General features: G+C 74.6%; 19 protein-coding genes. 14 read left to right on the top strand and 5 right to left on the bottom strand.

Translation table 11 applies throughout. The features are described 5' to 3' along the window. Positions 1-4 precede the first annotated feature (4 nt). Positions 5-625: an alpha/beta fold hydrolase gene (locus QRT05_RS09605; protein ID WP_326522643.1), complete on the bottom strand. Its 621-nt coding sequence runs from the start codon at positions 623-625 to the stop codon at positions 5-7. 138 nt (positions 626-763) lie between these two features. Between QRT05_RS09605 and QRT05_RS09600 the strand changes: the two genes are divergently transcribed. Both QRT05_RS09600 and QRT05_RS09595 read left to right on the top strand, forming a co-directional pair. Next, positions 764-1,612, top strand: coding sequence for an NmrA family NAD(P)-binding protein (locus QRT05_RS09600; RefSeq protein WP_289446949.1), 849 nt, complete (start codon positions 764-766; stop codon positions 1,610-1,612). A gap of 77 nt (positions 1,613-1,689) precedes the next feature. Next, the gene (locus QRT05_RS09595; RefSeq protein WP_289446948.1) at positions 1,690-4,365 is read left to right on the top strand and encodes a phosphoenolpyruvate carboxylase; all 2,676 of its coding nucleotides are present in this window, start codon (positions 1,690-1,692) and stop codon (positions 4,363-4,365) included. 74 nt (positions 4,366-4,439) lie between these two features. Here QRT05_RS09595 and QRT05_RS09590 read toward each other — a convergent pair whose 3' ends face one another. Further along, positions 4,440-5,240 carry a ferredoxin reductase gene (locus QRT05_RS09590; protein WP_289446947.1) on the bottom strand — a complete coding sequence of 267 codons (801 nt, stop codon included), beginning with the start codon at positions 5,238-5,240 and terminating at the stop codon, positions 4,440-4,442. Continuing rightward, entirely contained in the window at positions 5,233-5,835 is a 603-nt protein-coding gene (locus QRT05_RS09585) for a sulfite oxidase-like oxidoreductase (protein WP_289446946.1), read from the bottom strand. Before QRT05_RS09585 ends, QRT05_RS09590 begins: the two co-directional genes overlap by 8 nt. Before the next feature lie 116 nt (positions 5,836-5,951). Here QRT05_RS09585 and QRT05_RS09580 point away from each other — a divergent pair, with 116 nt between their 5' ends. Continuing rightward, positions 5,952-7,622: a glycoside hydrolase family 9 protein gene (locus QRT05_RS09580; protein WP_289446944.1), complete on the top strand. Its 1,671-nt coding sequence runs from the start codon at positions 5,952-5,954 to the stop codon at positions 7,620-7,622. A gap of 33 nt (positions 7,623-7,655) precedes the next feature. Here QRT05_RS09580 and QRT05_RS09575 read toward each other — a convergent pair whose 3' ends face one another. Continuing rightward, positions 7,656-9,110, bottom strand: a complete 1,455-nt coding sequence (locus QRT05_RS09575; protein ID WP_289446943.1) for a DEAD/DEAH box helicase — start codon at positions 9,108-9,110, stop codon at positions 7,656-7,658. Positions 9,111-9,366: 256 nt separating this feature from the next. Between QRT05_RS09575 and QRT05_RS09570 the strand changes: the two genes are divergently transcribed. From QRT05_RS09570 to QRT05_RS09550, 5 genes are all read left to right on the top strand, one after another. Then, a complete protein-coding gene (locus tag QRT05_RS09570) occupies positions 9,367-10,119 on the top strand; it encodes an ABC transporter ATP-binding protein (RefSeq protein WP_289446942.1) in 753 nt (250 codons plus the stop codon). Continuing rightward, the gene (locus QRT05_RS09565) at positions 10,116-12,647 is read left to right on the top strand and encodes an ABC transporter permease (RefSeq protein WP_289446941.1); all 2,532 of its coding nucleotides are present in this window, start codon (positions 10,116-10,118) and stop codon (positions 12,645-12,647) included. Before QRT05_RS09570 ends, QRT05_RS09565 begins: the two co-directional genes overlap by 4 nt. 16 nt (positions 12,648-12,663) lie before the next feature. Further along, a complete protein-coding gene (locus QRT05_RS09560; RefSeq protein ID WP_289446940.1) occupies positions 12,664-13,305 on the top strand; it encodes a CYTH domain-containing protein in 642 nt (213 codons plus the stop codon). Between the two features lie 108 nt (positions 13,306-13,413). Beyond that, positions 13,414-15,324: a hypothetical protein gene (locus tag QRT05_RS09555; protein WP_289446939.1), complete on the top strand. Its 1,911-nt coding sequence runs from the start codon at positions 13,414-13,416 to the stop codon at positions 15,322-15,324. A 109-nt stretch (positions 15,325-15,433) separates the two neighbouring features. Continuing rightward, positions 15,434-16,210 carry an LLM class F420-dependent oxidoreductase gene (locus QRT05_RS09550; RefSeq protein WP_289446937.1) on the top strand — a complete coding sequence of 259 codons (777 nt, stop codon included), beginning with the start codon at positions 15,434-15,436 and terminating at the stop codon, positions 16,208-16,210. A gap of 6 nt (positions 16,211-16,216) precedes the next feature. Here the strand turns inward: QRT05_RS09550 and QRT05_RS09545 are convergent, their stop codons facing one another. After that, positions 16,217-16,687 carry an SRPBCC family protein gene (locus tag QRT05_RS09545; RefSeq protein WP_289446936.1) on the bottom strand — a complete coding sequence of 157 codons (471 nt, stop codon included), beginning with the start codon at positions 16,685-16,687 and terminating at the stop codon, positions 16,217-16,219. A gap of 41 nt (positions 16,688-16,728) precedes the next feature. Here QRT05_RS09545 and QRT05_RS09540 point away from each other — a divergent pair, with 41 nt between their 5' ends. From QRT05_RS09540 to QRT05_RS09515, 6 genes are all read left to right on the top strand, one after another. Continuing rightward, complete coding sequence (locus tag QRT05_RS09540; protein ID WP_289446934.1) at positions 16,729-18,402, top strand: metallophosphoesterase family protein; 1,674 nt, start codon at positions 16,729-16,731, stop codon at positions 18,400-18,402. A 62-nt stretch (positions 18,403-18,464) separates the two neighbouring features. Next, entirely contained in the window at positions 18,465-20,075 is a 1,611-nt protein-coding gene (locus QRT05_RS09535; RefSeq protein ID WP_289446933.1) for a D-alanyl-D-alanine carboxypeptidase family protein, read from the top strand. 37 nt (positions 20,076-20,112) lie between these two features. Further along, positions 20,113-20,802: a metal-dependent transcriptional regulator gene (locus QRT05_RS09530; protein WP_289446932.1), complete on the top strand. Its 690-nt coding sequence runs from the start codon at positions 20,113-20,115 to the stop codon at positions 20,800-20,802. 111 nt (positions 20,803-20,913) lie between these two features. Continuing rightward, a complete protein-coding gene (locus QRT05_RS09525) occupies positions 20,914-22,128 on the top strand; it encodes an MFS transporter (RefSeq protein ID WP_289446931.1) in 1,215 nt (404 codons plus the stop codon). A gap of 41 nt (positions 22,129-22,169) precedes the next feature. After that, on the top strand, positions 22,170-25,091 hold the full coding sequence (gene leuS / locus QRT05_RS09520) for a leucine--tRNA ligase (RefSeq protein ID WP_289446930.1): 2,922 nt from the start codon (positions 22,170-22,172) through the stop codon (positions 25,089-25,091). Between the two features lie 50 nt (positions 25,092-25,141). Beyond that, entirely contained in the window at positions 25,142-26,065 is a 924-nt protein-coding gene (locus QRT05_RS09515; RefSeq protein ID WP_289446928.1) for a DegV family protein, read from the top strand. The last annotated feature ends 179 nt before the right edge of the window (positions 26,066-26,244 follow it).

The raw sequence follows: 26,244 nt of genomic DNA, 5'->3' as shown, positions 1-26,244 counted from the left end.
GCGTTCAGGCCGCTCGCAGCTCGTGCAGCGCGTCGAGCAGGACGCGGTTGAACGCGACGGGCGCGTGGGAGTTCACGTCGTGCCCGGCCCCGGGCACCACCGTGAGCCGCGCGCCCGGGCGGGCCGCCAGGTAGCGGCGCTCGTCGATCCGCAGCGGGTCGCGGCTTCCGTTCACGAGCCACACCGGGAGACGGGTGCGGCGCAGGTCGGCGAGCGGGGAGTAGCCGGCGAGTGCCGCGAGCATGTCCGTCACCACGTGCCAGGTGCCGCCGCCCGCGCGCGCGATCCCGGCCACGAACCCGGAGAGCCGGCGGTAGGTGTGCAGCGGCTTGCCCTTGATCTCCGTGGAGCAGCCCGCGAGCACGACGCCCGCGACCTTGGCGGGGTGCCGCCCGGCGTACGCCAGGCTCGTGTACCCGCCCAGCGACAGCCCGACCAGGAGCGGCGGCACGGCGAAGCTGTCGACGGCGTCGTCGATCGCGGCGAGGGCCCCGTCGAGGCTGAACCGCTCGTCCGACCGGGTGCCGTGACCCGGCAGGTCGAGCGCGAGCGTGGGGTGCCCGGAGCGCTCGAGGGCGTCGACCTGGTGGGTCCAGATCGCCGACGAGGTGCGTGTGCCGTGCACGAGCACGATGGGCCGAGGGGTGATGACGGGCTCCGGGTTCTGGTGGGGATCTCCAGGCTAGCTCCGGACCCTGGGAACAGCCTGGGCGCCTCGTGGGTTGTTGCGCTCGACCAGTGACGTGCGACGAGGGGAACGACCATGAAGGTGCTGCTCACGGGGGCGACCGGCTACGTGGGGTCGGCGGTGCTGAGCGCGTTGCTCGAGCGCGGGCACGACGTGCTCGCGCTCGTCCGCAGCGACGCCGCTGCCGACAAGGTCCGGTCGGCGGGCGCGACGGCGGTGGTGGGGGACCTCGGCGACACGGCCTGGCTCGTCGAGCGGTTGCGCTCGGTCGACGGCGCGATCCACACCGCCGCGGCAGACGACGGCACCTCGGCGCAGCTGGACGACGGCGTGATCGACGCGGTGCTGGAGGCGTTCGGCGGGACCGAGAAGCCCTACCTGCACACGAGCGGCGTGTGGGTGTGGGGGTCGTCCGCGGACGTCACGGAGGACGCACCACTCGACCCGCCGGCCATCGTGCAGTGGCGCCTGGCGCGCGAGGCGCGTCTGCTCGCGTCGGACCTGCGCGTGTCCGTCGTCGCCCCGGCCATCGTCTACGGCCACGGCGGCGGGATCCCCGTGGGGGTGGTCGCGGGTGGCCCGCGCGACGACGACGGCGCGCTGCTGCTGGTGGGCGAAGGGGCGCAGCACTGGAGCACCGTGCACCGCGACGACCTCGCCGAGCTGTACGCCCTGATCCTCGAGGCGGCGCCGCGTGGTGAGCGGTTCATCGGTGCGGGCGGGCACAACCCGACGGCGCGCGAGGTGGCCGAGGCGGCGGCAGGGCGTGTGGCGCCCGAGCCGGTCGAGGCGACGCGGGCACGCCTCGGCGCGCCGTTCGCCGACGCGCTCCTGCTCGACCAGCAGGCGAGCGGCGCCAAGGCGCGCGCCCTCGGCTGGCGTCCCAGCCGGCCGACGCTGATCGAGGAGCTCGCACGGGGCTGAGGGACGAGACGCGCGTCACAGCGCCCAACGCCTGGACCACTGGACGCATCCGGGCGCCCGTGGCCTAGTTTGAGCCCGTGACAGCACCTCTTCCTCCGCGCGACTTCCCTCGGGTCCGCGCCAGCCACGACCTGCCGGAGCCCCTGCGCAACGACGTGCGCGTGCTGGGCGAGTTCCTGGGCCGTGTGCTGGCCGAGGCGGGCGGGGAGGACCTCCTCGCCGACGTCGAGCGCCTGCGCGAGCTCGCGATCCACGCGCACACCGACCCGACCAGCGACGCGCTCTCGCAGGCGGAGGCGCTCGTGGCGAGCTTCTCGCTCGAGCGGGCGGAGCAGGTGGCGCGCGCGTTCACGTGCTACTTCCACCTGGCGAACACCGCCGAGGAGTACCACCGCATCCGCGTCCTGCGGGACCGCGAGGCGAACCTCGAGCCGCACACCCTCGCTCCCGACGACTCGCTGCCTGCCGCGGTGGTCAAGGTCCGGCACGAGCTGGGCGACGACGAGGCGCGGCGCCGGCTCCAGGAGCTCGAGTTCCGTCCCGTCCTGACGGCGCACCCCACGGAGGCGCGCCGTCGGGCGGTGTCCCGCTCCATCCGCCGGATCGCGGAGCTCCTCGGTGAGCGCGACGCGCGCAACATCGGCGGCATGTCGCTGGTCGAGAACGAGCGTCGCCTGCTGTCCGAGATCGAGACGCTGTGGCGCACCGCGCCGCTGCGCCAGGCCAAGCCGACGGTGCTCGACGAGGTCCGCACGGTGCTCGCGGTGTTCGAGTCGACCCTCGCCGATGTCCTGCCCGCGGTCTACCGCCGGCTCGACGACTGGTTGCTGGGCGACGCCGCGGGCACCCAGGCTCCGCTGGTGCGCCCCTTCGCGCGCCTCGGCACGTGGATCGGCGGGGACCGCGACGGCAACCCGAACGTCACCGCAGAGGTGACGCGCGCCGCGGCGCTGCTGCTCTCCGAGCAGGTGCTCGTCGCGCTCGAGGCGTCGGCGCGGCGTGCCGCCGAGGGGCTCACGCTCGACGGCGACGGCACGCCGGCCTCGGCCGAGCTCAGCAGCCTGTGGCAGCGCCAGCGGGCGCTCTCCGACGAGATCACGGCGCGGGTCGCCGCGGACGCGCCGAACGAGCCGCACCGCCGCGTGATCCTCGTGGTCGCCGAGCGCATCGCCGCCACGCGCCGGCGGGACGCGGACCTCGCGTACCCCGGCCCCGACGCCCTCGAGGCCGACCTCCAGGTGGTGCAGCGCTCGCTCGACGCCGCCGGAGCCAAGCGCTCCGCGTACGGCGACGTGCAGCGCCTGCTGTGGCAGGTGGCCTCGTTCGGCTTCCACCTCGCCGAGCTCGAGGTGCGGCAGCACTCGCAGGTGCACGAGGCGGCTCTCGCCGACCTGGAGAAGAACGGCGTGGACGGTGTCCTCGAGCCGATGACCGTCGAGGTGCTCGACACGTTCCGGGCCCTGGGTCACGTGCAGCGCCGTTTCGGGCCGCGCGCCGCCCGCCGCTACATCGTCTCGTTCACGCAGTCGGCCGAGCACCTGGCCGCGGTGTACCAGCTCGCCGACTACGCCTTCGCGGGCTCCGACGAGCGCCCCGTGATCGACGCGATCCCGCTGTTCGAGACCTTCGCGGACCTCGACGCGAGCGTCGACATCCTGGAGAAGTCGCTCGAGCTCGAGGCAGTCCAGCAGCGCCTCGCCGCCAACGGTCGTCGCATCGAGGTCATGCTCGGCTACTCCGACTCCTCCAAGGACGTCGGGCCGGTCTCGGCGACGCTCGCGCTCGACGCGGCGCAGGCGCGCATCACGGAGTGGGCGCACCGGCACGACATCGCGCTCACGCTCTTCCACGGCCGCGGCGGCGCGCTCGGGCGCGGGGGCGGCCCCGCGAACCGTGCGGTGCTCGCGCAGCCCCCGGGCTCGGTGGACGGCCGGTTCAAGCTCACCGAGCAGGGCGAGGTCATCTTCGCCCGCTACGGCGACCCGGTGATCGCCGCGCGGCACATCGAGCAGGTGGTGGCCGCGACGCTGCTGGCCGGCACGCCGTCGGTCGAGGAGCGCAACGCCGCCGCGACCGAGCGGTTCGCGGCGCTGGCAGCCCGCCTGGACGAGGCCTCGCGGGCCCGCTTCCACGGCCTGGTCCGGGCCGAGGGCTTCCCGCAGTGGTTCGCGGAGGTCACGCCGCTCGAGGAGATCGGCCTCCTGCCGATCGGCTCACGACCGGCGCGCCGCGGGCTGTCCGTCTCGTCGCTCGACGACCTGCGCGCCATCCCGTGGGTGTTCTCGTGGTCGCAGGCCCGCATCAACCTGGCCGGCTGGTACGGCCTGGGCACCGCGCTCGAGTCGGTCAACGACCTGGCCGAGCTGCGCGAGGCGTACGCCCAGTGGCCCTTGTTCGCGACCATGATCGACAACGTCGAGATGTCGCTCGCCAAGACCGACGAGCGCATCGCGGCTCGCTACCTGGCACTCGGTGACCGGGACGACCTGGCGAGCCAGGTGCTCGAGGAGATGGCCCTGACGCGGCGCTGGGTGCTGGCCATCACCGACTCCGACGCCGTGCTGTCGCGCAAGCGGATCCTGGGCCGCGCGGTCCAGCTGCGCAGCCCCTACGTCGACGCGCTCTCGCTGCTCCAGCTGCGCGCGCTGCGCGGCCTGCGCACGGGCGACGCACCCGAGCAGGCGGACGACCTGCGCCGGCTGCTGCTGCTGAGCGTGAACGGCGTCGCCGCCGGCGTCCAGAACACCGGCTGACCGCGCAGACCGACCGGCGAGGTTGAAGGAGCTCCTTCGGCCTCGCCGGCATGCCCGCGCGGCCGGCGACGGCGTCAGGTCCCGGTGGGGCCGAAGCGCTCGGTGCGGATGAGCTCGGGGTCGTGCCCGAGGTCGACGAGCGCGTCGGCGACGGCCTCGACGAACGCGGTGGGGCCGCACACGTACACGCGTGGGCTCTGGTCGGGCGGCAGGCACGTGGCCCGGAGCAGGTCGGCGTCGATGCGGCCCACCGGTCCCGACCAGGCGGGCGGCCCCGAGCGGGTCCACACGCGCGTGACCTGCACGCCCGGCGCCAGCAGGTCCAGCTCCTCGCTGTAGAGGGCGTCCTGGGGCGAGCGCACGGAGACGAGCAGCCGCAGCGGCGCCGACGAGCCGCAGGCGGCGTGCGTGCGCGCGATGGACATGAGCGGCACCAGGCCCGAGCCGCCCGCGACCAGCTGCACGGGCCGAGGGTCTGTCGCGTGCCACACGAACCAGCTCCCGATGGGCCCGCGCAGCTCGATCTGGTCGCCGATCCCGAGGTCGTCGGTCAGGTACGGCGAGACCTCGCCGTCGTCGACCACCTGCACCGTGAGCGCGATGCGCGGGGTGCCCGCACCCGCCACCGGCAGGCCCATCGACGCGGGCGACGCGAGCGAGTAGGAGCGCTGCGCCGAGTACCCGTCCTCGGCGGTCAGTCGGACGTCGACGTGCTGGCCGGCGAGCGCGCCCCGCCAGCCGGGGACGTCGAGCTCGAGCGTCGCCGCGGTGGGGGTCTCCTGGCGCCGGTGCACGAGCGTGGCGACGCGCCAGGGGAGGGCGTGCGGGACCTCGTCGGGGACCAGGTCGGCGACCTCGTCGGGAGCCTCAGTCACCCCAGTACCGCTGTTCCTTCCACGGGTCGCCGTAGGCGTGATACCCGAGCTGCTCCCAGAAGCCCTGCGTGTCCGTGGTGCCCAGGTCGATGCGGCGCACCCACTTGGCGGACTTCCAGAAGTACAGGTGCGGGATCAGCAGCCGTGCCGGACCGCCGTGCTCGGGGCGCAGGGGCGCTCCGTCGTACCCGTAGGCGATCCACGCCTGCCCGCCCCGCAGGTCCGCGAGCGGGACGTTGGTGGTGTACCCGCCGTCGCAGTGCGCGAGGGCGAACTGCTCCTCGGGGGCGATCTCGACGGCGTCGAGCAGGGTGTCGAGGCTGACGCCGCGCCACACGCTGTCGAGCTTGGTCCACTTGGTCACGCAGTGGATGTCCTTGACGATGTCCTCGGCCGGCAGCGCCTGCAGCTCCGCCCAGGTCCAGGACGCGCGCGTGGTGCCCTGCGCGGTGATGGAGAACGTCCAGGAGGCGAGGTCGGCCCGTGGCGTGGGCCCCGCCGACAGCACGGGGAACCCGCGCTCGAGGTACTGGCCCGGCGGGAGTCGGGGATCGGCGACGCGCCTGCCGCGGAAGCCGCGCGAGACGATCGCCATCAGTCTTCCTGCAGGTGGGGCATGGTGTCTCCCGGGCTCGGCGTCGAGACATCATGACCCGGGACGGCGCCGGCGCGCTAGACGCTGCCGCGCCTCGTCGGCATAGGCTTCCGCGCGTGAGCTGGCCACGGTGGTCGTCGGACGAGGTGCTTGCCCGCCGGCCGCGCGTGCGGGTCAACCAGCTGGGCTACCTGCCCGGCCGGCCGATGCGGGCGACGCTGGTCGCCGAGCACGTCGATCCGCTGCCCTTCGTCGTGGTGCGCGCCGACGAGCGCGTGGTGCACCGGGGGGTGTCCGAGCCGTGGCCGGTCCGGCCCGAGCCGACCTCGGGCCTGCCGGTGCACGTGCTCGACCTCGGCGACCTCCCGGCCGGCACCTACTCGGTCGCCGCGGGCTCGTCTCGCAGTCACCCCTTCAGCGTGGAGGACCGGTTGTACGCCGGGTTGCGGACCGACGCGCTGCGCTTCTTCTCGCTCATGCGCTCCGGGACCGAGATCGCGGCGCCGGGCTACGAGCGGCCCGCGGGTCACCCCGACACGTCGGTGCCCGCGTGGACCGGCCCCGACGCGGAGCGTCTGTACCCCGGCTGGCACGACGACGCCGCGTACGACGTGTCGGGCGGCTGGTACGACGCGGGCGACTACGGCAAGTACGTGACGAGCGGCGCGATCGCCGTGTGGCAGCTGCTCGGCACCCTCGACCTCACTCCGGACGACCCGGCGGTCGTGGACGAGTGCCGATGGCAGCTGGACTGGCTGCTGCGCATGCAGGTCCCGCCGGGGCGGCCGCTCGCCGGCATGGCGTTCCACCGGGTGCACGGCTCCACCTGGCCGCCGCTGCCCTGCTGGCCCCACCTCGACGCCACCGAACGCGTGCTGCACCGGCCGTCGACGACCGCAACGCTGCACCTGGCAGCAGCGGCAGCAGCCGGCGCGCGGCACCTGCGACGTCTCGACCCCGCCTACGCCGCGCGGCTCGAGCGCGCGGCGCGGTCGGCCTTCGACGCCGCACGGTCGGCGCCGGCGCTCCTCGCACCGGACGACCACGCGCGGCACGGCGGCGGGCCGTACCACGACGACGTGATCGCCGACGACCGCGCCTGGGCCGCGTCCGAGCTCTGGCTCGCCACGGGCGACAGCGCGTACGAGTCCGAGCTGCCGCGTGCGCACGAGCACGGCCGCGACCCGTTCGACCCTGCCGGGTTCGACTTCGATGCCGTGGCGGCCCCCGCCCAGCTCGACCTCGCGCTGCACGGCTCGGCACTCACCGGCCACGACCAGATCGTCGACCGGCTCCGGGCGGGCGCGGACCGGCTGCTCGCGCTCCAGGCGGACCAGCCGTGGGGCCAGCCGTACGCGCCCGCCTCGGGCTGGGCATGGGGGTCGAACGGCCGCGTCCTCAACAACCTCGTGGTGCTCGGGATGGCGCACCTCGTCACCGGGGAGCGCAGCTACGCGGACGCGGTCGCGATCGGCGCGGACTACCTGCTGGGCCGCAACGCGTTGGGGCAGAGCTACGTCACGGGCTACGGCACCGACGACAGCCGGCACCAGCGCACGCGCCAGTTCGGCCACGACCTCGACCCGGCCATGCCTCCACCGCCGCCCGGAGCCCTGGCGGGGGGCGCCAACTCGGTCCCCGTCCCGGACTTCCCGTACGACGACAGACTGCGAGGGCTACCGCCGCAGCTCTGCTACCTGGACGAGCCCACGTCCGAGGTCACCAACGACGTGTGCATCCGCTGGAACGCGCCGCTCGTGTGGGTCGCCACGTTCCTGACCGCGTGAAGCGGGCGCCCGAGTGCGTGGGTAGGCGGAGGCTCAGGCCCCCGCGGAGCGGGGAGCCGCAGCACCACGGCCGCGGCCGCCGCGACGGCGGCGGCGCGCGGCGCCGTCACCCGCCGCGCGGGCCTGACCCGCGGACGAGGAGGAGCCGGGCGTGGGGGCGCCGGGCGCCTGGCCGGTCGACGTCGTGTACGTGGTGGTCCCCGTGCGGCGCTGGCCGGCGGGGGCGGAGCCCTGGCCGCGGCCGCGACCCGAACGCTGGCCCGCGGACGCGCCGGACTTCGGGCGCGCCGCCGGCTGCGCCTGCACGGGCGCGGGGCGCACGTGCGGCGCCACCTCGCCGACGAGGCGCGTGAGCACCGCGTCGCCCGGGAGGACCTGCTGGGGCTGCGCGGTGATCTTCGCGGCCCGCGTCAGGGCTCGGACGTCACCCCGCTGCTCGGGCAGGACGAGGGTGACCACGTCGCCCCCGGAACCGGCCCGCGCGGTGCGGCCCGAGCGGTGCAGGTAGGCCTTGTGCTCGGCGGGCGGGTCCACGTGGATGACCAGCTCGACGTCGTCGATGTGGATGCCGCGCGCGGCGATGTCCGTCGCGACGAGCACCTTGACCGCGCCCGAGGAGAACGCCTCGAGGTTGCGCTCGCGCGCGCCCTGGCCCAGGTTGCCGTGCAGGTCGACCGCGGGGATGCCGTCGGCCGTGAGCTGCTTGGCGAGCTTCTTGGCGTGGTGCTTGGTGCGCATGAACAGCACGCGGCGGCCCGTGCCCGAGGCGAGCTGGGCGACGACGGCCTTCTTGGTCTCGGCGTCGCGGACCTCGAGCACGTGGTGGGTCATGGTCGAGACGGGCGAGGCCGCGCTGTCCACGGCGTGCTCGACCGGCGTGCGCAGGTAGCGCTTGACGATCACGTCGACGCCGTTGTCCAGCGTCGCGGAGAACAGCAGGCGCTGGCCGCCCGTGGGGGTGCGGTCGAGCAGGCGCTTGACCACCGGCAGGAAGCCGAGGTCGGCCATGTGGTCGGCCTCGTCGAGCACGGTGATCTGCACGTCGTCGAGCGACACGAGGCGCTGCTTCAGCAGGTCCTCGAGCCGACCGGGGCAGGCGATGACGATGTCCACGCCGCGGTCGAGCGCGGTGACCTGGCGCGACTGGGCGACGCCGCCGAAGATCGTCGTGGTCGACAGGCCGAGCGCCGCGGCCAGCGGGGCCACGGTCGCGTCGATCTGCGTGGCGAGCTCACGGGTGGGGGCGAGGACCAGCGCACGCGGGCGCCGTGCCACCGTGCGAGCCTTGGCGGCGGCGGTGCGCACCACGAGCGGGAGCGCGAAGGCGAGGGTCTTGCCGGAGCCCGTGCGGCCGCGGCCGAGCACGTCGGTGCCGGCGAGCGAGTCGGGCAGGGTGGCGGTCTGGATGGGGAAGGGCGCGGTGATGCCCTGGTCCGTCAGGGTGCGGACAAGGGCAGCGGGCACGCCGAGGTCGGCGAAAGTCGTCACAGCAGTAGGCCTCTCGGGGCTGGGGTCGGGATCGCCGCGTAAGCAACCGAGTCAGTCCGTCATCAGTCAGACGTGCGGGCTCGGGCGATCTCCACGACGCGGGGCGCGCGCAGACGTGCGGCGCTCCCGGAGGCCCCACCATCTCACACTCCGCCGCCCGGGCCGGTGCCGGGTGACGAAAGACACGCGAGCCGTCGCGCCGTGGCGCGCGAGGCGAGACGATCGACTCCCCGCACCCGAGGTCACGAGGTCCACCATGCCGCCGTCCGTCGTCGCCTCCGCGCGCGACCTCGTCAAGGTCTACGGCCAGGGCCCGACGGCCGTGCGTGCCCTGGACGGCGTGGACGTCGACCTGGTGCGCGGCGAGCTGACCGCGATCATGGGCGCGTCCGGCTCCGGCAAGTCGACCCTGATGCACTGCCTCGCCGGGCTCGACCGGCCGACGTCGGGATCGGTGGTGGTGGACGGCGAGCCCGTGAGCGAGATGTCCGAGCGCCGCCTGACGACCTTGCGGCGGACACGGGTGGGCTTCGTCTTCCAGGCGTACAACCTGGTGCCGACGCTGACCGCGCTGGAGAACATCACGCTGCCCCTCGACATCGCCCGGCGCCCGGTCGACACCGACCACCTCGACCTCGTCGTGCGGACCTTGGGACTGACCGACCGGCTGGGGCACCGCCCCGCCGAGCTGTCCGGGGGCCAGCAGCAGCGCGTCGCCTGCGCACGGGCGCTGGTGGCGCGACCAGCGGTGGTCTTCGCCGACGAGCCGACGGGCAACCTGGACTCGACGTCGGCGGCCGAGGTGCTGGGATTCCTGCGCCGCAGCGTCGACGAGCTGGGCCAGTCGGTGGTGATGGTGACGCACGACGCGACCTCCGCGGGCTACGCGCACCGGGTGCTCTTCCTGGCCGACGGACGGGTGGTCGACGAGCTGCGTGCGCCCACGCGCGCGGCCGTGCTGGACAGGCTCGGTGCGCTCACGGGTGGCCCGCGCGAGCGCGACGGATGATCCGCGTCGCGCTGCGGGGCATCCGCGCGCACCTCGTCCGGTTCCTGCTCTCGGTGCTGGCCGTGACGCTGGGCGTCGCGTTCGTCGCCGGGACGTTCGCGCTGCGGACCATGCTGGGTTCCACGTTCACGGACATCGTGGCGACCACGACCCTCGGCGACGCCTACGTCCGGGGAGCGCACGAGGCGGCATCGGTGACCGGCAGCCTCGGCTCGGCGAGCCGCACCCTCGTGCCGCTCGACCTGGTCCCGGCGCTGGAGCGCGTCGACGGGGTCGAGCTGGTGCTCCCCGACCTGCAGGGCCCGGCGGTCCTCGTGGGCGCGGACGGCACGGCCGTGCAGAGCACGCAGGCGCCCAGCTTCGCGCTCGCCTACGACCCCCGCGACCCCGCGCTCGCCCTCGTGGCCGGCCACGCGCCGCGCGGCCCCGACGAGGTCGCGCTCGAGTCCGCGACGCTGGCCTCCTCGGGCCTCGCGCTGGGTGGCCCGGCGCAGGTGGTGCTCGCGGGCGAGGTGCGCGACGTCCGCGTGGTGGGCGAGGTGGGGCTCGGCTCGGCCCTGGCGGGCGCGACCGTGGTCTTCGTCGACACGAGCACCGCGACGCAGCTGTTCGCACCCGACGGCGAGGTGCCGTCGATCGGCGTGTACGCGGGCGACGGCGTCTCGGAGGACGAGCTCGTGGACAGGCTCGCCCCGGTGGTGGGCAGCGACGCGGAAGCCGTCACGGGCGAGCAGGTGCGCGCGGAGACGACGGCCTCGATCGACCGCGTGCTCGGGTTCATCACCACGTTCCTGCTGGTGTTCGCGGGGATCTCGCTGTTCGTGGGCGCGTTCATCATCGCCAACACGTTCTCGATGTGGGTGCGGCAGCGCACGCGTGAGCTCGCGCTGCTGCGGGCGGTGGGCGCCTCCCCGCTCCAGGTGTTCGCGTCGATCGTGCTGCAGGCGGTCGTCGTCGGGCTGGTCGGTGCCGCCTGCGGCGTGCTGGCCGGTCTCGGGCTCGTCGTGGTGCTGCGTCGGGTGCTCGCCGGTCTCGGCATGGAGCTCACCGGGCGCATCCCGCTCGACGGGTTCACCGTGCTGGTGTCGGTGCTGATCGGCACGCTGGTGAGCGTCGCGGCAGCGGCGGTCCCCGCACGGCGGGCGGCCCTGGTCCCGCCGGTCGAGGCGCTGCGCGACGAGGTGACCGTGCCCGAGCGCTCGCTGCGGCGCCGTGCCGCGGTCGGCGTGGTGCTGCTGGTGCTCGGGGTCGGGTGCGTGGGGCTGGCCATGGCGCGGCCGGGGTCGGACCACGCGGGTGCGCTGCTCGGCTACGGAGCCGCGGGCGTGGTACTGGGCGTGCTGGCGGTCTCGCCCGTGCTGGCCCGCTCCGTGCTGCGGGTGCTGGGCGCGGTCCTGCTGCCGCTGCGCCCCGTCGGTCGCCTGGCCAGGGGCAACGTCACGCGCAACCCGCGCCGGACCGCGAACACCGCGGGGGCGCTGCTGATCGGCATGGCGCTGGTGGGCGCCTCCGCGGTCATCGCCTCCACGGCGCAGGCCTCGACGCGCGCGATCGTGTCGCAGGAGGCGACGGCCGACTTCGTGCTGAGGGCCCCGCCGTCCTCGAACGTGCCGACGCAGGCGCTCGACGACGTGCGGGCGCTGCCGGACGTGCGGGCCGCGGACGCCTTCGCGAACGCGGCGCTGCTGGTGGACGGGTCGTCGACCGCCGTCTCCGGCATCGACCCGGGCGCGGCGGGGCGCAGCATCGACGTCGAGTCGGTCGCCGGCGAGCTGGGTCCGGCGTTGGCGTCAGGTCAGGTGGCGGTGCAGCGGACCTCCGCCGAGGACCACGGCTGGTCGGTGGGCGACCGTGTGACGCTCGCCGGTGAGCGGGGGTCGCGCACGGCGGTGATCGGCGCGGTCATCGACTCGCCCGCGTTCGGCGTGCCCCTCGTGGTGCCTGAGTCGCTGCTCGACTCGCTGGTGCCGGCGGCGCAGCAGCAGGTGCTCACGGTGTTCGTGACCGTGGTGCCGGGGGCGTCGCTCGCCACGGTGCGCGAGCAGCTCACCGCGACCGTGCGGCCGTACGTGGTGGTCACGGTCATGGATCCCGACGAGTTCGTCTCCGAGCTGTCCGACCAGGTGGACCGCGTCCTGGTGATCCTCTACGCGTTGCTCGGGCTGTCCGTGGTGATCGCCGTGCTCGGGATCGTCAACACGCTCGCGCTCTCCGTGATCGAGCGGACCCGGGAGATCGGCCTGCTGCGCGCCGTCGGTCTCGGGCGGTTCCAGCTCGCGGCGACGATCACCGCGGAGTCGGTGCTCACCGCGCTGTTCGGCACCGTGGTGGGGCTGGCCGTGGGGGTCGCGCTGGCGGCCACCCTGCCCACGGTGTTCGCGGACGTGGGCCTGCGGACGCTCGCCGTGCCGTGGTCGTCGCTGCTGGCGATGCTCGGGCTCGCGATCGTCGTCGGCGTGCTCGCCGCCGTCGGACCCGCGGTGCGCGCGGCGCGGCTCGCCGTGCTCGAGGCCGTGAGCACCGACTGACGCCTACGCTCACGGTGTGAGCGACACGGGGTACGGAGACTTCGAGTTCGAGCGGCGCTTCTGGGTGCGCGACCTGCCCCTGGAGCTGGTGGACGGTGCACCCACGCTGATCGTGCAGAGCTACTACCTGGCCGACGAGGGCTTCGCGATCCGGCTGCGGGCGCAGACCTCGGGAGGCGTGCCGGTGCTGGACACGTCGCTCGATCCGCTCACGGTGCTGGACGCGTGCGCGGAGCAGGTCGACTTCTGCGCGATCACGCTCAAGGGGCCCATGAACCAGGGCACCCGCTACGAGGCGGAGCGGGAGATCGACGTCGCGGTGGGCCTGGAGATGATCCGGCGCGGCGGCTCGCGCATCGTCAAGACGCGGCACTCGTCGTGGCTGGGCGCGGACGGGTGGGTCATCGACACGTTCGGCGGCGACAACGCCCCGCTGGTCGTCGCCGAGGTGGAGCGCGGCGGCCCGGTGACCGACCTGCAGATCCCGGCGTTCTGCGTCACCGAGGTGACCGACGACCAGCGGTTCTCCAACGACGCCCTGTCGCGGAGCCCGTACGGGCCCTGGGCGGCGCAGTTCGAGGCGGAGCTCGCCGCCCGCGGGCCGCGGTTCCTGCGCGGCCTCGGGGTCAACGAGCTGGAGCAGCCGCGCGAGGGCTGACGGCTCGCCCCGCTGCGCCCCGGGCGCGTGGGTCGGCGTGTCCCGTCGTCGGCGTGTCTGCGCGAAGCACCTACAGTGGCGGGCTGGATCGACCGAGGGAGTCCCGCCGTGCTGTTCACGCGTCCCGGTCGCGCCCGCCGTGCGGCGGCCGTGGCCGGCCTGGTCGCGCTCGGCCTGCTCGCCGGGTGCACCGCCGGCACCACGCCGCCCGCGGCACGTCCGGGCGCGGACGCGTCGGTGACCGCGTCGCCCCGCGCCTCCCTGTCGCCTTCGGCATCGCCCTCCCCGTCGCCCGACGCGCCGGGCACGCCCGAGGCCGCACCCGGCTCGGCCGTGCAGGTGCCCCGCACCGAGGCGACGATCGTCGCGACCCCCGACGCCCGGGCCGCGCTCGAGACCTCTCGCGCGCTGTTCGCCGCCGCACCCACGGTGGTGCTCGCCGCCCTCGACGACCCGCGCGGCCAGCTCACCGCCGCGTCGGCGGCCGTCGCCCTCGGCGCACCGATGCTGCTGACCGGCGGAGGAGTGGATGCCGCCACGGTCGCCGACGAGGCACGCCGGCTGGGCACCAAGCGCGTGGTCACCGTCGGCCGGGCGCCGCACCTGCCCGGGGTCGTGGTGCTGCCCGTCGTCGCGGGTGCGGGAGCGCGCGCGCTGGCCGCCGCGACCGGCGTGCCGTTCCGGCCGGCGGTGGCCGTGAAGAAGGGGAACGCCGCGCGGAGCCGGGCCGTGGCCGCGCTCGCGGGCGACGCGCCGGTGGCACTCGTCGACGGCCGCGGGGAGGCGCCGGCAGAGAAGGCGCACGCCACCCCGCCGACGGCCGCTCCGTCCTCCTCATCGACCACGACCCCGCTCTCGTCGGCCACTCCGTCGTCGTCGTCGACCGCGACCCCGCTCGCGTCGGCCACTCGGTCGTCCCAGGGGAGCGCGGGCGTGGACGCGCCGCCGACGCCCGCGCCGCCGAGCCGCCCCACGGCGCCGGCCGGCGTGGTCGCCCTCGTCGGCACGGGGCACACCCCCGTGGCCGCCCTGGCGACCGCGCGCGCGGCGGGGGTCCCCGTGGTCGCGGTGCCGGGCGGCGACCCGCGCGCGACGGCCGCGACCGTCCGGGCCGTCGCGGCGGCCGACCCGCAGCGCGTGCTCGCGCTCGGCACCGGTTTCGGCTCGCCGGCCACGCTGGCGGCGCGCATTGCGACCGCCCGCACGGGCGTCCAGATCCCCGGCGGCGGCCAGCTCATGTTCCCCACCGGTCCGGGCGTGAGGACCAAGCGGTACGTCGCGCTGTACGGGACGCCGGGGAGCGCGGCCCTGGGCCTGCTCGGGGAGCAGTCGGTGCCGAAGACGCTGACGCGGGCGAAGAAGACCGCGGCCCGGTACGCGCCGCTGACCAAGGCGACCGTGGTCCCGATGGTCGAGGTCATCGCGACCATCGCCTCGGCGGGACCCGGCTCCGACGGGGACTACTCGCGCGAGCGGTCCGTGGCCGAGCTCCGGCCGATCGTCCGGGCGGCGCAGAAGAGGGGCGTGGCCGTGGTGCTCGACCTGCAGCCCGGCCGTTCCGACTTCCTCACCCAGGCCAAGCGCTACTCGTCGCTGCTCGCGCTGCCCCACGTGGGGCTCGCGCTCGACCCCGAGTGGCGGCTCACCAAGCACCAGGTGCACCTCGAGCAGATCGGCTCGGTCAAGGTCGGCGAGGTCAACGCGGTCGCCGACTGGCTCGCCGAGTTCACGGCCCACCGCCACCTGCCGCAGAAGATGCTCGTGCTGCACCAGTTCTCGCTCCGGATGATCAGCGACCGGGACGCGCTCGACACGTCGCACGACGAGCTCGCGCTGCTCATCCACGTGGACGGCCAGGGCACGCAGCCGGCCAAGCGCGGCACGTGGAAGGCGCTCCGCGCGGGTGCTCCCGAGGTGCGCTGGGGATGGAAGAACTTCGTCGACGAGGACCACCCCATGCTGTCGCCGAGGAAGACCTACGCCATTCGACCGAAGCCGGACCTGGTCACCTACCAGTGAGCCGCCCGCCGGTCCCGTGCCGGCGGACGTCGACATCTGAGACGTCGACATCTGAGACGCCGAGCCGGCCCGAGCGCGCGGGCGGGCCAGCCCGCCTACGCTCGGGAGCGTGACCTTCCCCGTGCGCATCGGTGTCCAGCTCCAGCCCCAGCACGCCGACTACGGCCAGATCCGGGACGCGGTCCGCCGCGCCGAGGACGCCGGTGTCGACGTGATCTTCAACTGGGACCACTTCTTCCCGCTCAGCGGCGACCCGGACGGCAAGCACTTCGAGTGCTGGACCATGCTGGGCGCGTGGGCCGAGCAGACGGAACGCGTCGAGATCGGCGCCCTGGTCACCTGCAACTCCTACCGCAACCCCGAGCTGCTGGCGGACATGGCCCGCACGGTCGACCACATCAGCGGCGGCCGCCTGATCCTGGGCATCGGCGCGGGCTGGTTCGAGAAGGACTACGACCAGTTCGGCTACGAGTTCGGCACGGCCGGGTCGCGGATCGCCGACCTCGCGCAGGCCCTGCCGCGCATCAAGACGCGGTGGGCAGCGTCCAACCCTGCCCCGACGCGGGACATCCCCGTGCTCATCGGCGGTGGCGGGGAGCGCAAGACGCTCCGCGTGGTCGCCGAGCACGCCGACGCGTGGCACTCGTTCGGCGACGTCGAGTCGCTCACCCGCAAGAGCGCGATCCTCGACGAGCACGGTCAGGCGGTCGGTCGCGACACGGCGTCGCTGGTCGAGCGGTCCGTCGGGGTCTCGCGACCCCCGGAGGAGGTCGTCGACCCGTTGGTCGCCGCGGGCGCGACGCTGTTCACGATCGGTGTCTCCGGCCCCGACTACGACCTCGACCTCGTGACGAGGTGGGTGGCCTGGCGCGACGCGCAGGGCTGAGCAACCTCAGCGCGTGTGCGCACCGAGGTAGGCGGTGAGGCCGCGCTCGCCGTCGCGCATGACGGCGGCGTGCGAGGCGGCGAACGGCCGGGCGAGGACGGGGCCCGCCAGGTTCATCCACGGCACGGTGGTGGAGACGTCCCAGTCGACGACCACCCGGGTGAGCCGTCCGGGCTCCTCACCGAGCACGACGTCCGCGGTGCCCACCAGGTCACCGGTCGTCGCGAGCACGACGCGGTGGGGGGCGTCCGCCTGCGCGACCTCGAGCTCGAGCCGCAGCCGGTAGCGCGCGCGGCTCGCGAACTCGACGTGCGCCCTGCTGCCGACGAGCCCGGTGGTCGCCACGACGTCGCGCGCGCGGACGCCGGGCCACCAGCGCGGCCAGCTCATGGTGGGGTCGGCGAGCACGTCCCAGCACGTCCCGACGGGCGCGGCGAGCAGCCACGTGGAGGAGAGGCGGTAGCGACGCTGACGCACCGGGTGAGTCTAGGGAGAGGGCCCGCTTAGGGTGACGACGTATGAGTGACGCGATCGCACCCGAGCCGACGCTGCGGCGTCGCCGCTGGTGGCCGCGCCTCCTGCTGGGCGTGGTCGCGGTCGTGGCCGCGCTCGTCTTCGGCGTCACGACGGCCTCGTACCCGGGCAGCCTCGGGCCGCACGAGGCGCGGTACGACGTGACGGTCGACGGCACGGTGACGGTCGATCTCGGGCCGCTTGGCACGCTGCAGATCGACTCCACCCTGCCGCTCGACCTCGGGGTGCACATCACGGTCCAGGAGATCCCGGCGTCGTTCGTCGGCCTGGACGAGGCGACCACGCTGCAGGCGCTGTCCGGCGACCTCAGCAGCTACGTGCAGTTCTTCTCGGCGCCGCGTGCCGTGGTGCGCGACGTCGCCCGCGGGCTCGCGCTCGACGCGCTCGTGCGCACGCTCGTCGCGCTGCTCGTGGTCATCGTCGCGTGGGGTGCCGGGTCGACGCTGCTCGGTGCTGCGCGGCGACGGGAGCTCGCCGACAGGGTCCGCCCGCACGAGCGGCACCTGCTGATGGGCGGGGCCATCGCGGTCGTCGTCGTGCTGGCCGCGTCCTCCGGCCTCGAGGCGGCACGCAAGGACGCCGAGCCCGCCGTCGCCGAGTCGGTCTTCGACGGGACGGCCCTGGAGGGTGCCCGCGTCACCGGCCGACTGGGCGGCGTGATCGACACCTACGGGCGCAACGCGCTCGACGCCTACGAGCGCAGCAAGGCGTTCTACGCGCGCGCGAACGCGTCGCTGGCCGCGCAGTGGGAGCTGACGTCGGCCGCCGTGGTCGAGCGCGACCGGCTCTTCGGCAGCGTCCCCGGGGACTCGTCGGTGCGCACGGCAGACCCGGAGCTGGTGACGGTCGTCGTGGTCTCCGACCTGCACTGCAACGTGGGCATGGCGCCCCTGATCACCACCCTGGTGGAGCGGTCGGACGCGTCGCTGGTGCTGGACGCGGGCGACACCACGATCAACGGCACGTCCGTGGAGCAGTTCTGCGTCTCCACGTTCGCGCACGCGGTCCCGGACGGCGTCGAGCTGGTCACCTCTCCGGGCAACCACGACTCGGCCGAGACGGCCCAGATGTACGCCCGCGCCGGTGCGAAGGTGCTGGACGGCGAGGTCGTCGACGTCGACGGCATCCGGATCCTCGGCGACGACGACCCCAACCAGACCCGGCTCGGCCAGGGCACGTCCGCGGGGGTGCGCACCGCCGACGAGGAGGGGGCCGACCTGGCCGCCACGGCGTGCGACGACGACAAGGGCGTGGACCTGCTGCTGGTGCACACCCCGTGGGTGGGGGACGCGACCCTCGAGGCGGGATGCGCACCCGCCCAGGTCTCCGGTCACCTGCACCGACGGACCGACCCGACGCAGGTGGGATCTGGCATCCGCTACATCAGCTCCAGCTCGGCCGGCGCGACGCTCAACCAGGCGACCGTCGGGCCGCTGCACGGCACGGCGGAGATGACGGTGCTGCGCTGGGACCCGGACGCACGCCGCATCGTCGACTACCAGGTGGTCCAGGTGACCCCGGACGCCAAGGCGCACGTGCGGTGGCCCGCGACGTGGCCGACCCCGGTGCCGGTCGTGCCCTCGTCGATGGCGCCCGGCGGGACGCCCGCCACGCCGACGTCCGCACCGTCGCCGGGGAGCGTGCCTTCTCAGCCGTGACCGGGTTCACCCGTGTGCACGGCGCGCTCGGGGCTTACGGTGAGGAAGCGCACATTCCGGACATGGCTCCGGGGTGCGTGAGACGCGCGGCGTGGCGCGTCGATCAGGGGGAGAAGGGCGTGGTGGCCGTGGGAGAGCTCCGGCGAGGCGGGCTGCGGCGGCGCGCGCTGCGGGCGGTCACGCTGCCGGTCGGCCTCGCCCTGGCGTGGGCGGGGCTCGCGGCCCTGCCCGCGGCGGCGGCGGCCGGCCACGACACCCTGGGGCCGGGCGAGACGCTGACCGCCACGCAGTCGCTCGTCTCCGACGACGGCGGCCAGGTGGCCGTCGTCGAGCGGGGCGGCGTGCTGTCGCTCTTCGGTGCGGACGGCGAGCTGCGGTGGACCAGCGGTCCGGGTGTCCCGGGCTCCCGGCTCGTGGTGCAGGACGACGGCGACGTCAGCCTCGTGGACCCGAGCGGCAAGCGGCGCTGGCACACCGAGACGAAGGGGACCGTGGGCGCGCACCTGGTGGTGCGGGACGACGGCGACCTGCAGGTCCGTGACGAGCGCGGCGCCGTGGTCTGGTCGAGCGGCACCCGCACGCCCCCGTCGCTGCTCGACGCGGGCTCGACGCTGGCGTCCGGCGCCGTGCTGTCCTCGGCGGACGGCCGGCACACGCTGGTCATGGGCGAGGACGGCGACCTCCGGCTGCTCGGACCGGACGCACGCACCCGCTGGTCCACGGGGACCGACGTGCCGGGCTCGACGCTCGCGCTCAGCGACGACGGCGAGCTGGCGGTCCGCACGGGTGACGGCGTCGCCACGTGGCGCACCTGGACGGCGGGCCGCGGCGCCACCCTCGTGCTCCAGGACGACGGCGACCTCGTGCTGGTCGACCGCGCCGGTGACGCGCTCTGGAACACGGGCACCGCACTGGGACCGTCGGCGCTCGAGGCGGGGAGTTCGCTGAAGGTCGGCGGCCGCCTGGACTCGCCCGACGGGCGGCTCACGCTCCGGGTCGACGCCGACGGCGTGCGCCTGGAGCTGGACGGGAGCGCGGTGTGGGCCGTCCTTCCCGCGGTTCCCGACGACGACCTGCGACTCACGCTCCGCAAGACCGGCGACCTGGTGCTCAAGGGCGCCGACGACGCCGTCTACTGGACGAGCGAGACGTCGGGCACCAGGCACGCGCAGCTGGCGCTCGACGCCGGGGGAGCCGTGCTGCGTGCGCCCACCGGCCAGGAGCTGTGGCGGGCCGACGTGCCGGAGGGCGCGCTCGGCCCGGGCACGACGGCGACCGACTGCGCGGACGTGAGCGCGCCCGTCCCGCTCGCGGCCACGGTGCTCACGTCCACCGGCATCCGCGTGCACCCGTGCATGGCGGCGGCGATCGACGCGCTCGTCGGCGCGGCACATGCGGACGGGATCGACTTGGGCGGGTGGGGGTGGCGCAGCAACGCCCAGCAGCGTGCGCTGCGCGCGCAGAACTGCGACGCGGCGGGTCGCTGCAGCCCCAGCACCGCCGTGCCCGGCACCTCGCGGCACGAGCGCGGGCTCGCCATCGACTTCACCGTCGGGGGACGTTCGCTCGACTACAGCTCGGCGGGGTACGCCTGGATGGTGGCGCACGCGTCGGACTACGGCCTGAAGAACCTGCCGGGCGAGGCGTGGCACTGGAGCGTCGACGGCCACTGATCACGCCACGAGCACCCCACCACCTACCCTGGGTGCCGTGAGCACACCCGAGCCCGCCCAGCTGTCGTCGGTGAGCCAGGACTACCTCAAGGTGATCTGGTCGGCGACCGAGTGGGAGGACCGCCCGGTCACCACCAAGATGCTGGCGGCGCGGCTCGGCGTGGGCGCGTCGACGGTCTCCGAGACCGTCCGCCGCCTCGCCGACTCCGGCCTGGTGACCCACGAGCCCTACGGTGCCGTGGGCCTGACCGCCGCCGGGCGCGGGCTCGCCCTCGCGATGGTGCGTCGGCACCGGCTCGTGGAGACGTTCCTCGTCGAGGTGCTCGGCTACGGCTGGGACGAGGTGCACGACGAGGCAGAGGTTCTGGAGCACGCGGTGTCCGACGTGTTCGTGGAGCGGCTCGCCGCGCACCTGGGGCATCCGTCGCGCGACCCGCACGGTGACCCGATCCCCGGCCCGGACGGCTCGTTCGACGCGCCGCCCGCCTCGCTGCTGTGGGACGTCGAGCCGGGGCGCTGGCACGTCGCGCGCATCTCCGACGCCGACCCGGAGCTGCTCCGCTACGTCGAGTCGGTCGACCTGGTGCTGGACGCCGCCGTCGAGGTCGTGGCGCGGCGCGAGGCGATCGGGGTCGTCTCGGTCCGCGTGGGTCCGGACGCGCGGGCCGTCGAGCTCGGCGAGGTCGCCGCACGCGCCATCTGGCTCGTCGCCGATGCCCAGCCGTGAGCCCGCGCGCTGCGTGAACTAGGCTGGCCACCACCCACCGGAGCTGACGACGGCGTTCTCCGCCACGGGGTCGAATCGATACGAGGTCGACCCACGACACAGGAGGACCGCATGCTCCCGCTGCCCACAGGCAAGGCGCGCGCCGCGCTGTTCGCGCTCGCCCTCGGCGGCTTCGGCATCGGCACCACCGAGTTCGCCTCGATGGGGCTGCTGCCCGAGATCGCGGACGACCTGCAGGTGTCGATCCCCGTGGCCGGCCACGCGATCACCGCCTACGCGCTCGGCGTGGTGGTGGGAGCACCCACGCTCGCCGCCCTGGGCGCCCGGATGGACCGCCGCCGGCTGCTGCTGTGGCTCATGCTCGCGTTCACGCTCGCGAACGTGCTGTCGGCGTTCGCGCCCAGCGCGCCCACCCTCGTGGCCGCGCGCTTCCTGGCCGGCCTGCCGCACGGCGCGTTCTTCGGGGTCGGCGCCGTGATGGGCACCGCCGTGGTCGGCCAGGCCCGTCGAGGGCGAGCCGTGTCGTCAATGATGGCCGGCCTCACCATCGCGTGCGCCGTGGGTGTGCCGCTCACCGCGATCGTCGGGCACGCCGTCGGCTGGCGCTGGGCGTTCGTCGGCGTCGGCGTCATCGGGCTGGCCACCCTGCTCGCCCTCCGCGCCTGGACGCCGCCGCTGGCCCCGCTGCAGGGCGCGACGGTGCGCACGGAGCTCGCCGCGCTGCGGAACCGCGGGCTGTGGATCGCGTTCGCGGCGGGCGCGATCGGCTTCGGCGGGATGTTCGCGGTCTACTCCTACGTCAAGCCGCTGCTCACGGACGTCACGGGCGTGTCCGTGGCGGTGGTGCCCGTCGTCCTCGCCCTGTACGGGATCGGCATGACCGTCGGCACCGTGATCGGCGGGCGGCTCGCCGACAGGTCGGTCATGCGCACCGTCGTGATCGGGATGGTGTCCACCATCGTCGTGCTCGTGGCCATCGCACTCGTGGGCCCGTACCCGGTGCCCGCCATCGCGGCGCTCGTGCTGCTGGGCGTGACCTCGCAGATCCTCGGCCTGTCCCTGCAGACCCGGCTCATGGACGTCTCGCCCGCTGCCCCCTCGCTCGGCGCGGCCCTGTGCCACTCAGCGCTCAACCTCGGCAACGCGTCCGGGGCGTTCCTGGGCGGTCTGGTGATCGAGGCCGGGATGGGCTACCTCGCGCCGGCATGGGTGGGCGCCGCGCTCACGGCCCTCGGCCTGCTCGTGTTCCTCGCCGTGGGCCGGGGCCCTGCGCCGGCCCTGCCGCAGGTCGCGCACCCCCGCGAGCAGGTCGGCGCGGGGGTCTGAGGGCCGTCACCGGAGTCCGGGCGTGCCGGTAAACTCGCCGGGTGACTTCGCAGGACACCTCCGCCCCCGCCCCCGCTGCGCACGACGACGTCCCGTTCCGGTACACGGCCGCCCTCGCGCAGGACATCGAGCTGCGGTGGCAGGACGCGTGGGAGGAGCGCGGCACCTTCTTCGCGGCCAACCCGGTCGGTGACCTCACGGACGGTGCGGGCGAGCACGCCGCGCCGGGCGCGAACCCCTTCTTCGTCATGGACATGTTCCCGTACCCGTCGGGCGCGGGGCTGCACATCGGGCACCCGCTCGGCTACATCGCCACCGACGTCGTGGCCCGCTTCCGCCGGATGCAGGGCGACAACGTCCTGCACGCGCTTGGCTTCGACGCGTTCGGCCTGCCGGCCGAGCAGTTCGCGGTGCAGACGGGCCAGCACCCGCGCACCACCACCGAGGCGAACATGGCGATCATGAAGCGCCAGCTGCGCCGCCTGGGCCTGGGGCACGACTCGCGCCGTTCGTTCGCGACCATCGACCCCGCCTACGTGCGCTGGACGCAGTGGATCTTCCTGCAGGTGTTCGGCTCCTGGTACGACGAGGACGCGGAGCGAGCCGACGGTGGCCGCGGCGCCGCCCGGCCCATCGCGACGCTCGAGGCGGCGTACGCCGCGGGGCGTCCGCTCCCGGCCGTCGACGGCGTGCCGGCCGACACGGCCTGGGCCGACCTGTCGCCCGTCGAGCGCCGCCGCGTCGTCGACTCGCAGCGCCTCGCGTACGTCTCCGAGACCCCGGTCAACTGGTGCCCGGGCCTGGGCACCGTGCTGGCCAACGAGGAGGTCACCTCGGAGGGACGCTCGGAGCGCGGCAACTTCCCCGTGTTCCAGCGCAGCCTGCGGCAGTGGAACATGCGCATCACGGCGTACGCCGACCGCCTGACAGACGACCTCGAGCACATCGACTGGCCCGAGAAGGTCAAGTCCATGCAGCGGCACTGGATCGGGCGGTCGTCGGGCGCACGGGTGCGCTTCGCCGTCGTGGGCGGGGACACCGTCGAGGTCTTCACCACGCGACCGGACACGCTGTTCGGCGCGACGTTCATGGTGGTCGCCCCCGAGCACCCGCTGCTCGACGAGGTCCCGGCCGCCTGGCCCGACGGCACGCACGGGGCCTGGACGGGCGGCCACGCCACGCCCGCGGACGCCGTCGCTGCGTACCGCGCCGAGGCCGCAGCCAAGACCGCCGTCGAGCGGCAGGCCGACGCGGGCCGCAAGACCGGCGTGTTCACCGGCCACCTCGCCGCCAACCCCGTCAACGGCGAGCTGCTGCCCGTGTTCACGGCCGACTACGTGCTCATGGGCTACGGCACGGGCGCCATCATGGCCGTCCCCGGCGGCGACGAGCGCGACTTCGCGTTCGCGCAGGCCTACGAGCTCCCCGTCGTCTACACGACCGCCGCGCCGGAGGGCACGCCCGAGGGCGCGCGCACCGGTCCCGGCGAGGTCATCAACTCGTCGAACGACTCGATCAGCCTCGACGGGCTGTCGGTGCCCGACGCCAAGGCCGCAGTCATCGCGTGGCTCGGCGAGCGTGGCGTCGGCGAGGAGACGATCACCTACCGCCTGCGCGACTGGCTCTTCAGCCGGCAGCGCTACTGGGGCGAGCCGTTTCCCATCGTGTACGACGAGCATGACCAGCCCGTCGCGCTGCCGGACGACGCGCTGCCCGTGAACCTGCCCGACGTGCCGGACTACTCGCCGCGCACCTTCGACCCGCAGGACGCGCACTCCTCGCCCGAGCCGCCCCTGGGGCGCAACGAGGACTGGGTCACCGTCACGCTCGACCTGGGCGACGGCCCGAAGCAGTACCGCCGCGACACCAACACCATGCCCAACTGGGCGGGCTCGTGCTGGTACTACCTGCGCTACCTCGACCCGAACGCCGACGACGCGCTGGTGGCTCCCGAGCTCGAGCGCTACTGGATGGGCCCCGGGCACGGTGCGCAGGAGCCCGGGTCGGTCGGCGGCGTGGACCTGTACGTCGGCGGCGTCGAGCACGCGGTCCTGCACCTGCTGTACGCCCGGTTCTGGCACAAGGTGCTGTTCGACCTGGGCCACGTCAGCTCCGCCGAGCCGTTCCACAAGCTGTTCAACCAGGGCTACATCCAGGCGTACGCCTACACCGACTCGCGCGGCGTGCACGTGCCCGCCGCCGAGGTGGTGGAGGACGCGTCTTCCTCGACCGGCTTCAGCTGGAACGGCGAGGCCGTCAACCGCGAGTACGGGAAGATGGGCAAGTCGCTGAAGAACATGGTGACGCCCGACGAGATGTACGCGGAGTATGGCGCGGACACCCTGCGCGTGTACGAGATGTCGATGGGCCCGCTGGACCTGTCGCGGCCGTGGGAGACGCGCGCCGTGGTCGGCTCCCAGCGCTTCCTGCAGCGGCTGTGGCGCAACGTCGTCGACGAGGGCACCGGCGCGCTGGTGGTCACGGACGACGAGCCCGACGAGGCCACGGTGCGCCTGCTGCACCGCACCGTCGACGGCGTGCGCGTCGACATGGAGCACATGCGCGTCAACACCGCGATCGCCAAGCTCATCGTGCTGAACAACCACCTCACCACGCTGCCGGTGACGCCGCGCGCCGCCGCCGAGGCGCTCGTGCTCATGACCGCGCCGGTCGCGCCGCACGTCGCCGAGGAGCTGTGGTCCCGCCTGGGCCACGACGTCTCCCTCGCGCACGAGTCCTTCCCCGTGGCCGACCCCGCCTACCTGGTCGAGGACACGGTGACCTGCATCCTGCAGGTGCAGGGCAAGGTCCGCGGCCGGGCCGAGGTGCCCGCCGGCATCGGGGAGGACGCTCTGCGCGAGCTCGCTCTCGCCGACGCGGGCGTGCAGCGCGCGCTCGACGGCCGCGGCGTGCGGACGGTCATCGTGCGCGCACCCAAGCTCGTCAACGTGGTGCCGGCCTGAGCCGCGTCCGCGGCGCGTCCCGGCCGGTCGGGTCGGGCGCCAGCGCGATCGTGACCGACTCCACCGCGTCGCTCCCCGACGGGGCGGCGGAGCGGTGGGGGATCGGCGTGGTTCCGCTCGACGTCGTGATCGACGGCGAGCGGCTCGCCGAGGGCGTCGACCTCTCGTCGTCCGACCTGCTGGCGGCCCTGGAGCGTGGTGCACGCGTGAGCACGTCGCAGCCCTCGCCCGCAGCCTTCGCCGCCGCCTACCGGCGTGCCGCGGACAGCGGTGCCCGCGACGTGGTCTCGATCCACCTCTCCGGCGAGCTGTCGGGCACCGTGCAGGCGGCTCGGCTGGCCGCGGAGTCGGCCCCGCTGCCGGTGCACGTGGTCGACTCGCGCGCCGTCGGGATGGCGCTCGGCTTCGCGGTGCTGGACGCGGCGCGGCTCGCCGCGGGCCTCGCACCCGCGCCCGCCTCGCTCCTGCGCCCCGCCCCGTCGGCCCCGACGCCCGCCCCGCGGTGGTACCGCCGCCGACCGGAGCCGGCCGCGCTGCCGCCCGGCGAGGCGGTCGGCCGCCATGCCGCCGGTCTCGCGGGTGGCGCGGGCGTGTGGTTCCTGGTCGACTCCCTCGAGCACCTGCGCCGCGGCGGGCGGCTGAGCGCGCCCGCTGCCGCCATCGGCACCGTGCTGGGTCTGCGCCCGCTGCTGACCCTCGGCGAGGGGCAGGTGGTGGTCGCGGAGAAGGTGCGCACGCGCCGCGCCGCTCGCGACCGGTTACAGGCCGTCGCGCTCGAGGACATCGGGGCGCGCGGGGCGGCGCGCATCGCCGTGCACCATCTGGGTCAGCCCGACGTGGCCGCGGCGATCGCCGAGCAGCTCACCGCCTGGGCGGGAGAACGTCTCGTCGAGGCCGTGGTGTGCGAGTCGAGCGCCGTGCTCGCCGCGCACGCCGGTCCCGGGCTGCTCGCCGTGGTGGTCACGGACGCCTGACGGTCCACGCGCTCGCGCGACGCGACCACACGGCGCTCGTGGGTCGGCGTGGTCCCCAGGGCGCACCGTCGCGCCAGGCTCGTCCGGCGGGTGATCCTACGGTCGAGGCGTGCCCCGCCGTTCGCCCCACCCGAGCCCAGCGCAGCGGCGGCTCGCGGCGCTGGCGGATGGGCGTCCGC

This window comes from Cellulomonas edaphi (assembly GCF_030362815.1).
GTDB lineage: Bacteria > Actinomycetota > Actinomycetes > Actinomycetales > Cellulomonadaceae > Cellulomonas > Cellulomonas edaphi.
The sequence above is the reverse complement of the archived record's forward strand: the minus strand, read 5'-3'. Positions and strand labels throughout refer to the sequence as shown.

Excerpts from the sequence above, each read along its gene's own strand:
- QRT05_RS09600 (WP_289446949.1), top strand. The coding sequence starts at position 764 with ATGAAGGTGCTGCTCACGGGGGCGACCGGCTACGTGGGGTCGGCGGTG.
- QRT05_RS09585 (WP_289446946.1), bottom strand. The coding sequence starts at position 5,835 with ATGGCGATCGTCTCGCGCGGCTTCCGCGGCAGGCGCGTCGCCGATCCC.
- QRT05_RS09570 (WP_289446942.1), top strand. The coding sequence starts at position 9,367 with ATGCCGCCGTCCGTCGTCGCCTCCGCGCGCGACCTCGTCAAGGTCTAC.
- QRT05_RS09565 (WP_289446941.1), top strand. The coding sequence starts at position 10,116 with ATGATCCGCGTCGCGCTGCGGGGCATCCGCGCGCACCTCGTCCGGTTC.
- QRT05_RS09540 (WP_289446934.1), top strand. The coding sequence starts at position 16,729 with ATGAGTGACGCGATCGCACCCGAGCCGACGCTGCGGCGTCGCCGCTGG.
- QRT05_RS09535 (WP_289446933.1), top strand. The coding sequence starts at position 18,465 with ATGGCTCCGGGGTGCGTGAGACGCGCGGCGTGGCGCGTCGATCAGGGG.
- QRT05_RS09525 (WP_289446931.1), top strand. The coding sequence starts at position 20,914 with ATGCTCCCGCTGCCCACAGGCAAGGCGCGCGCCGCGCTGTTCGCGCTC.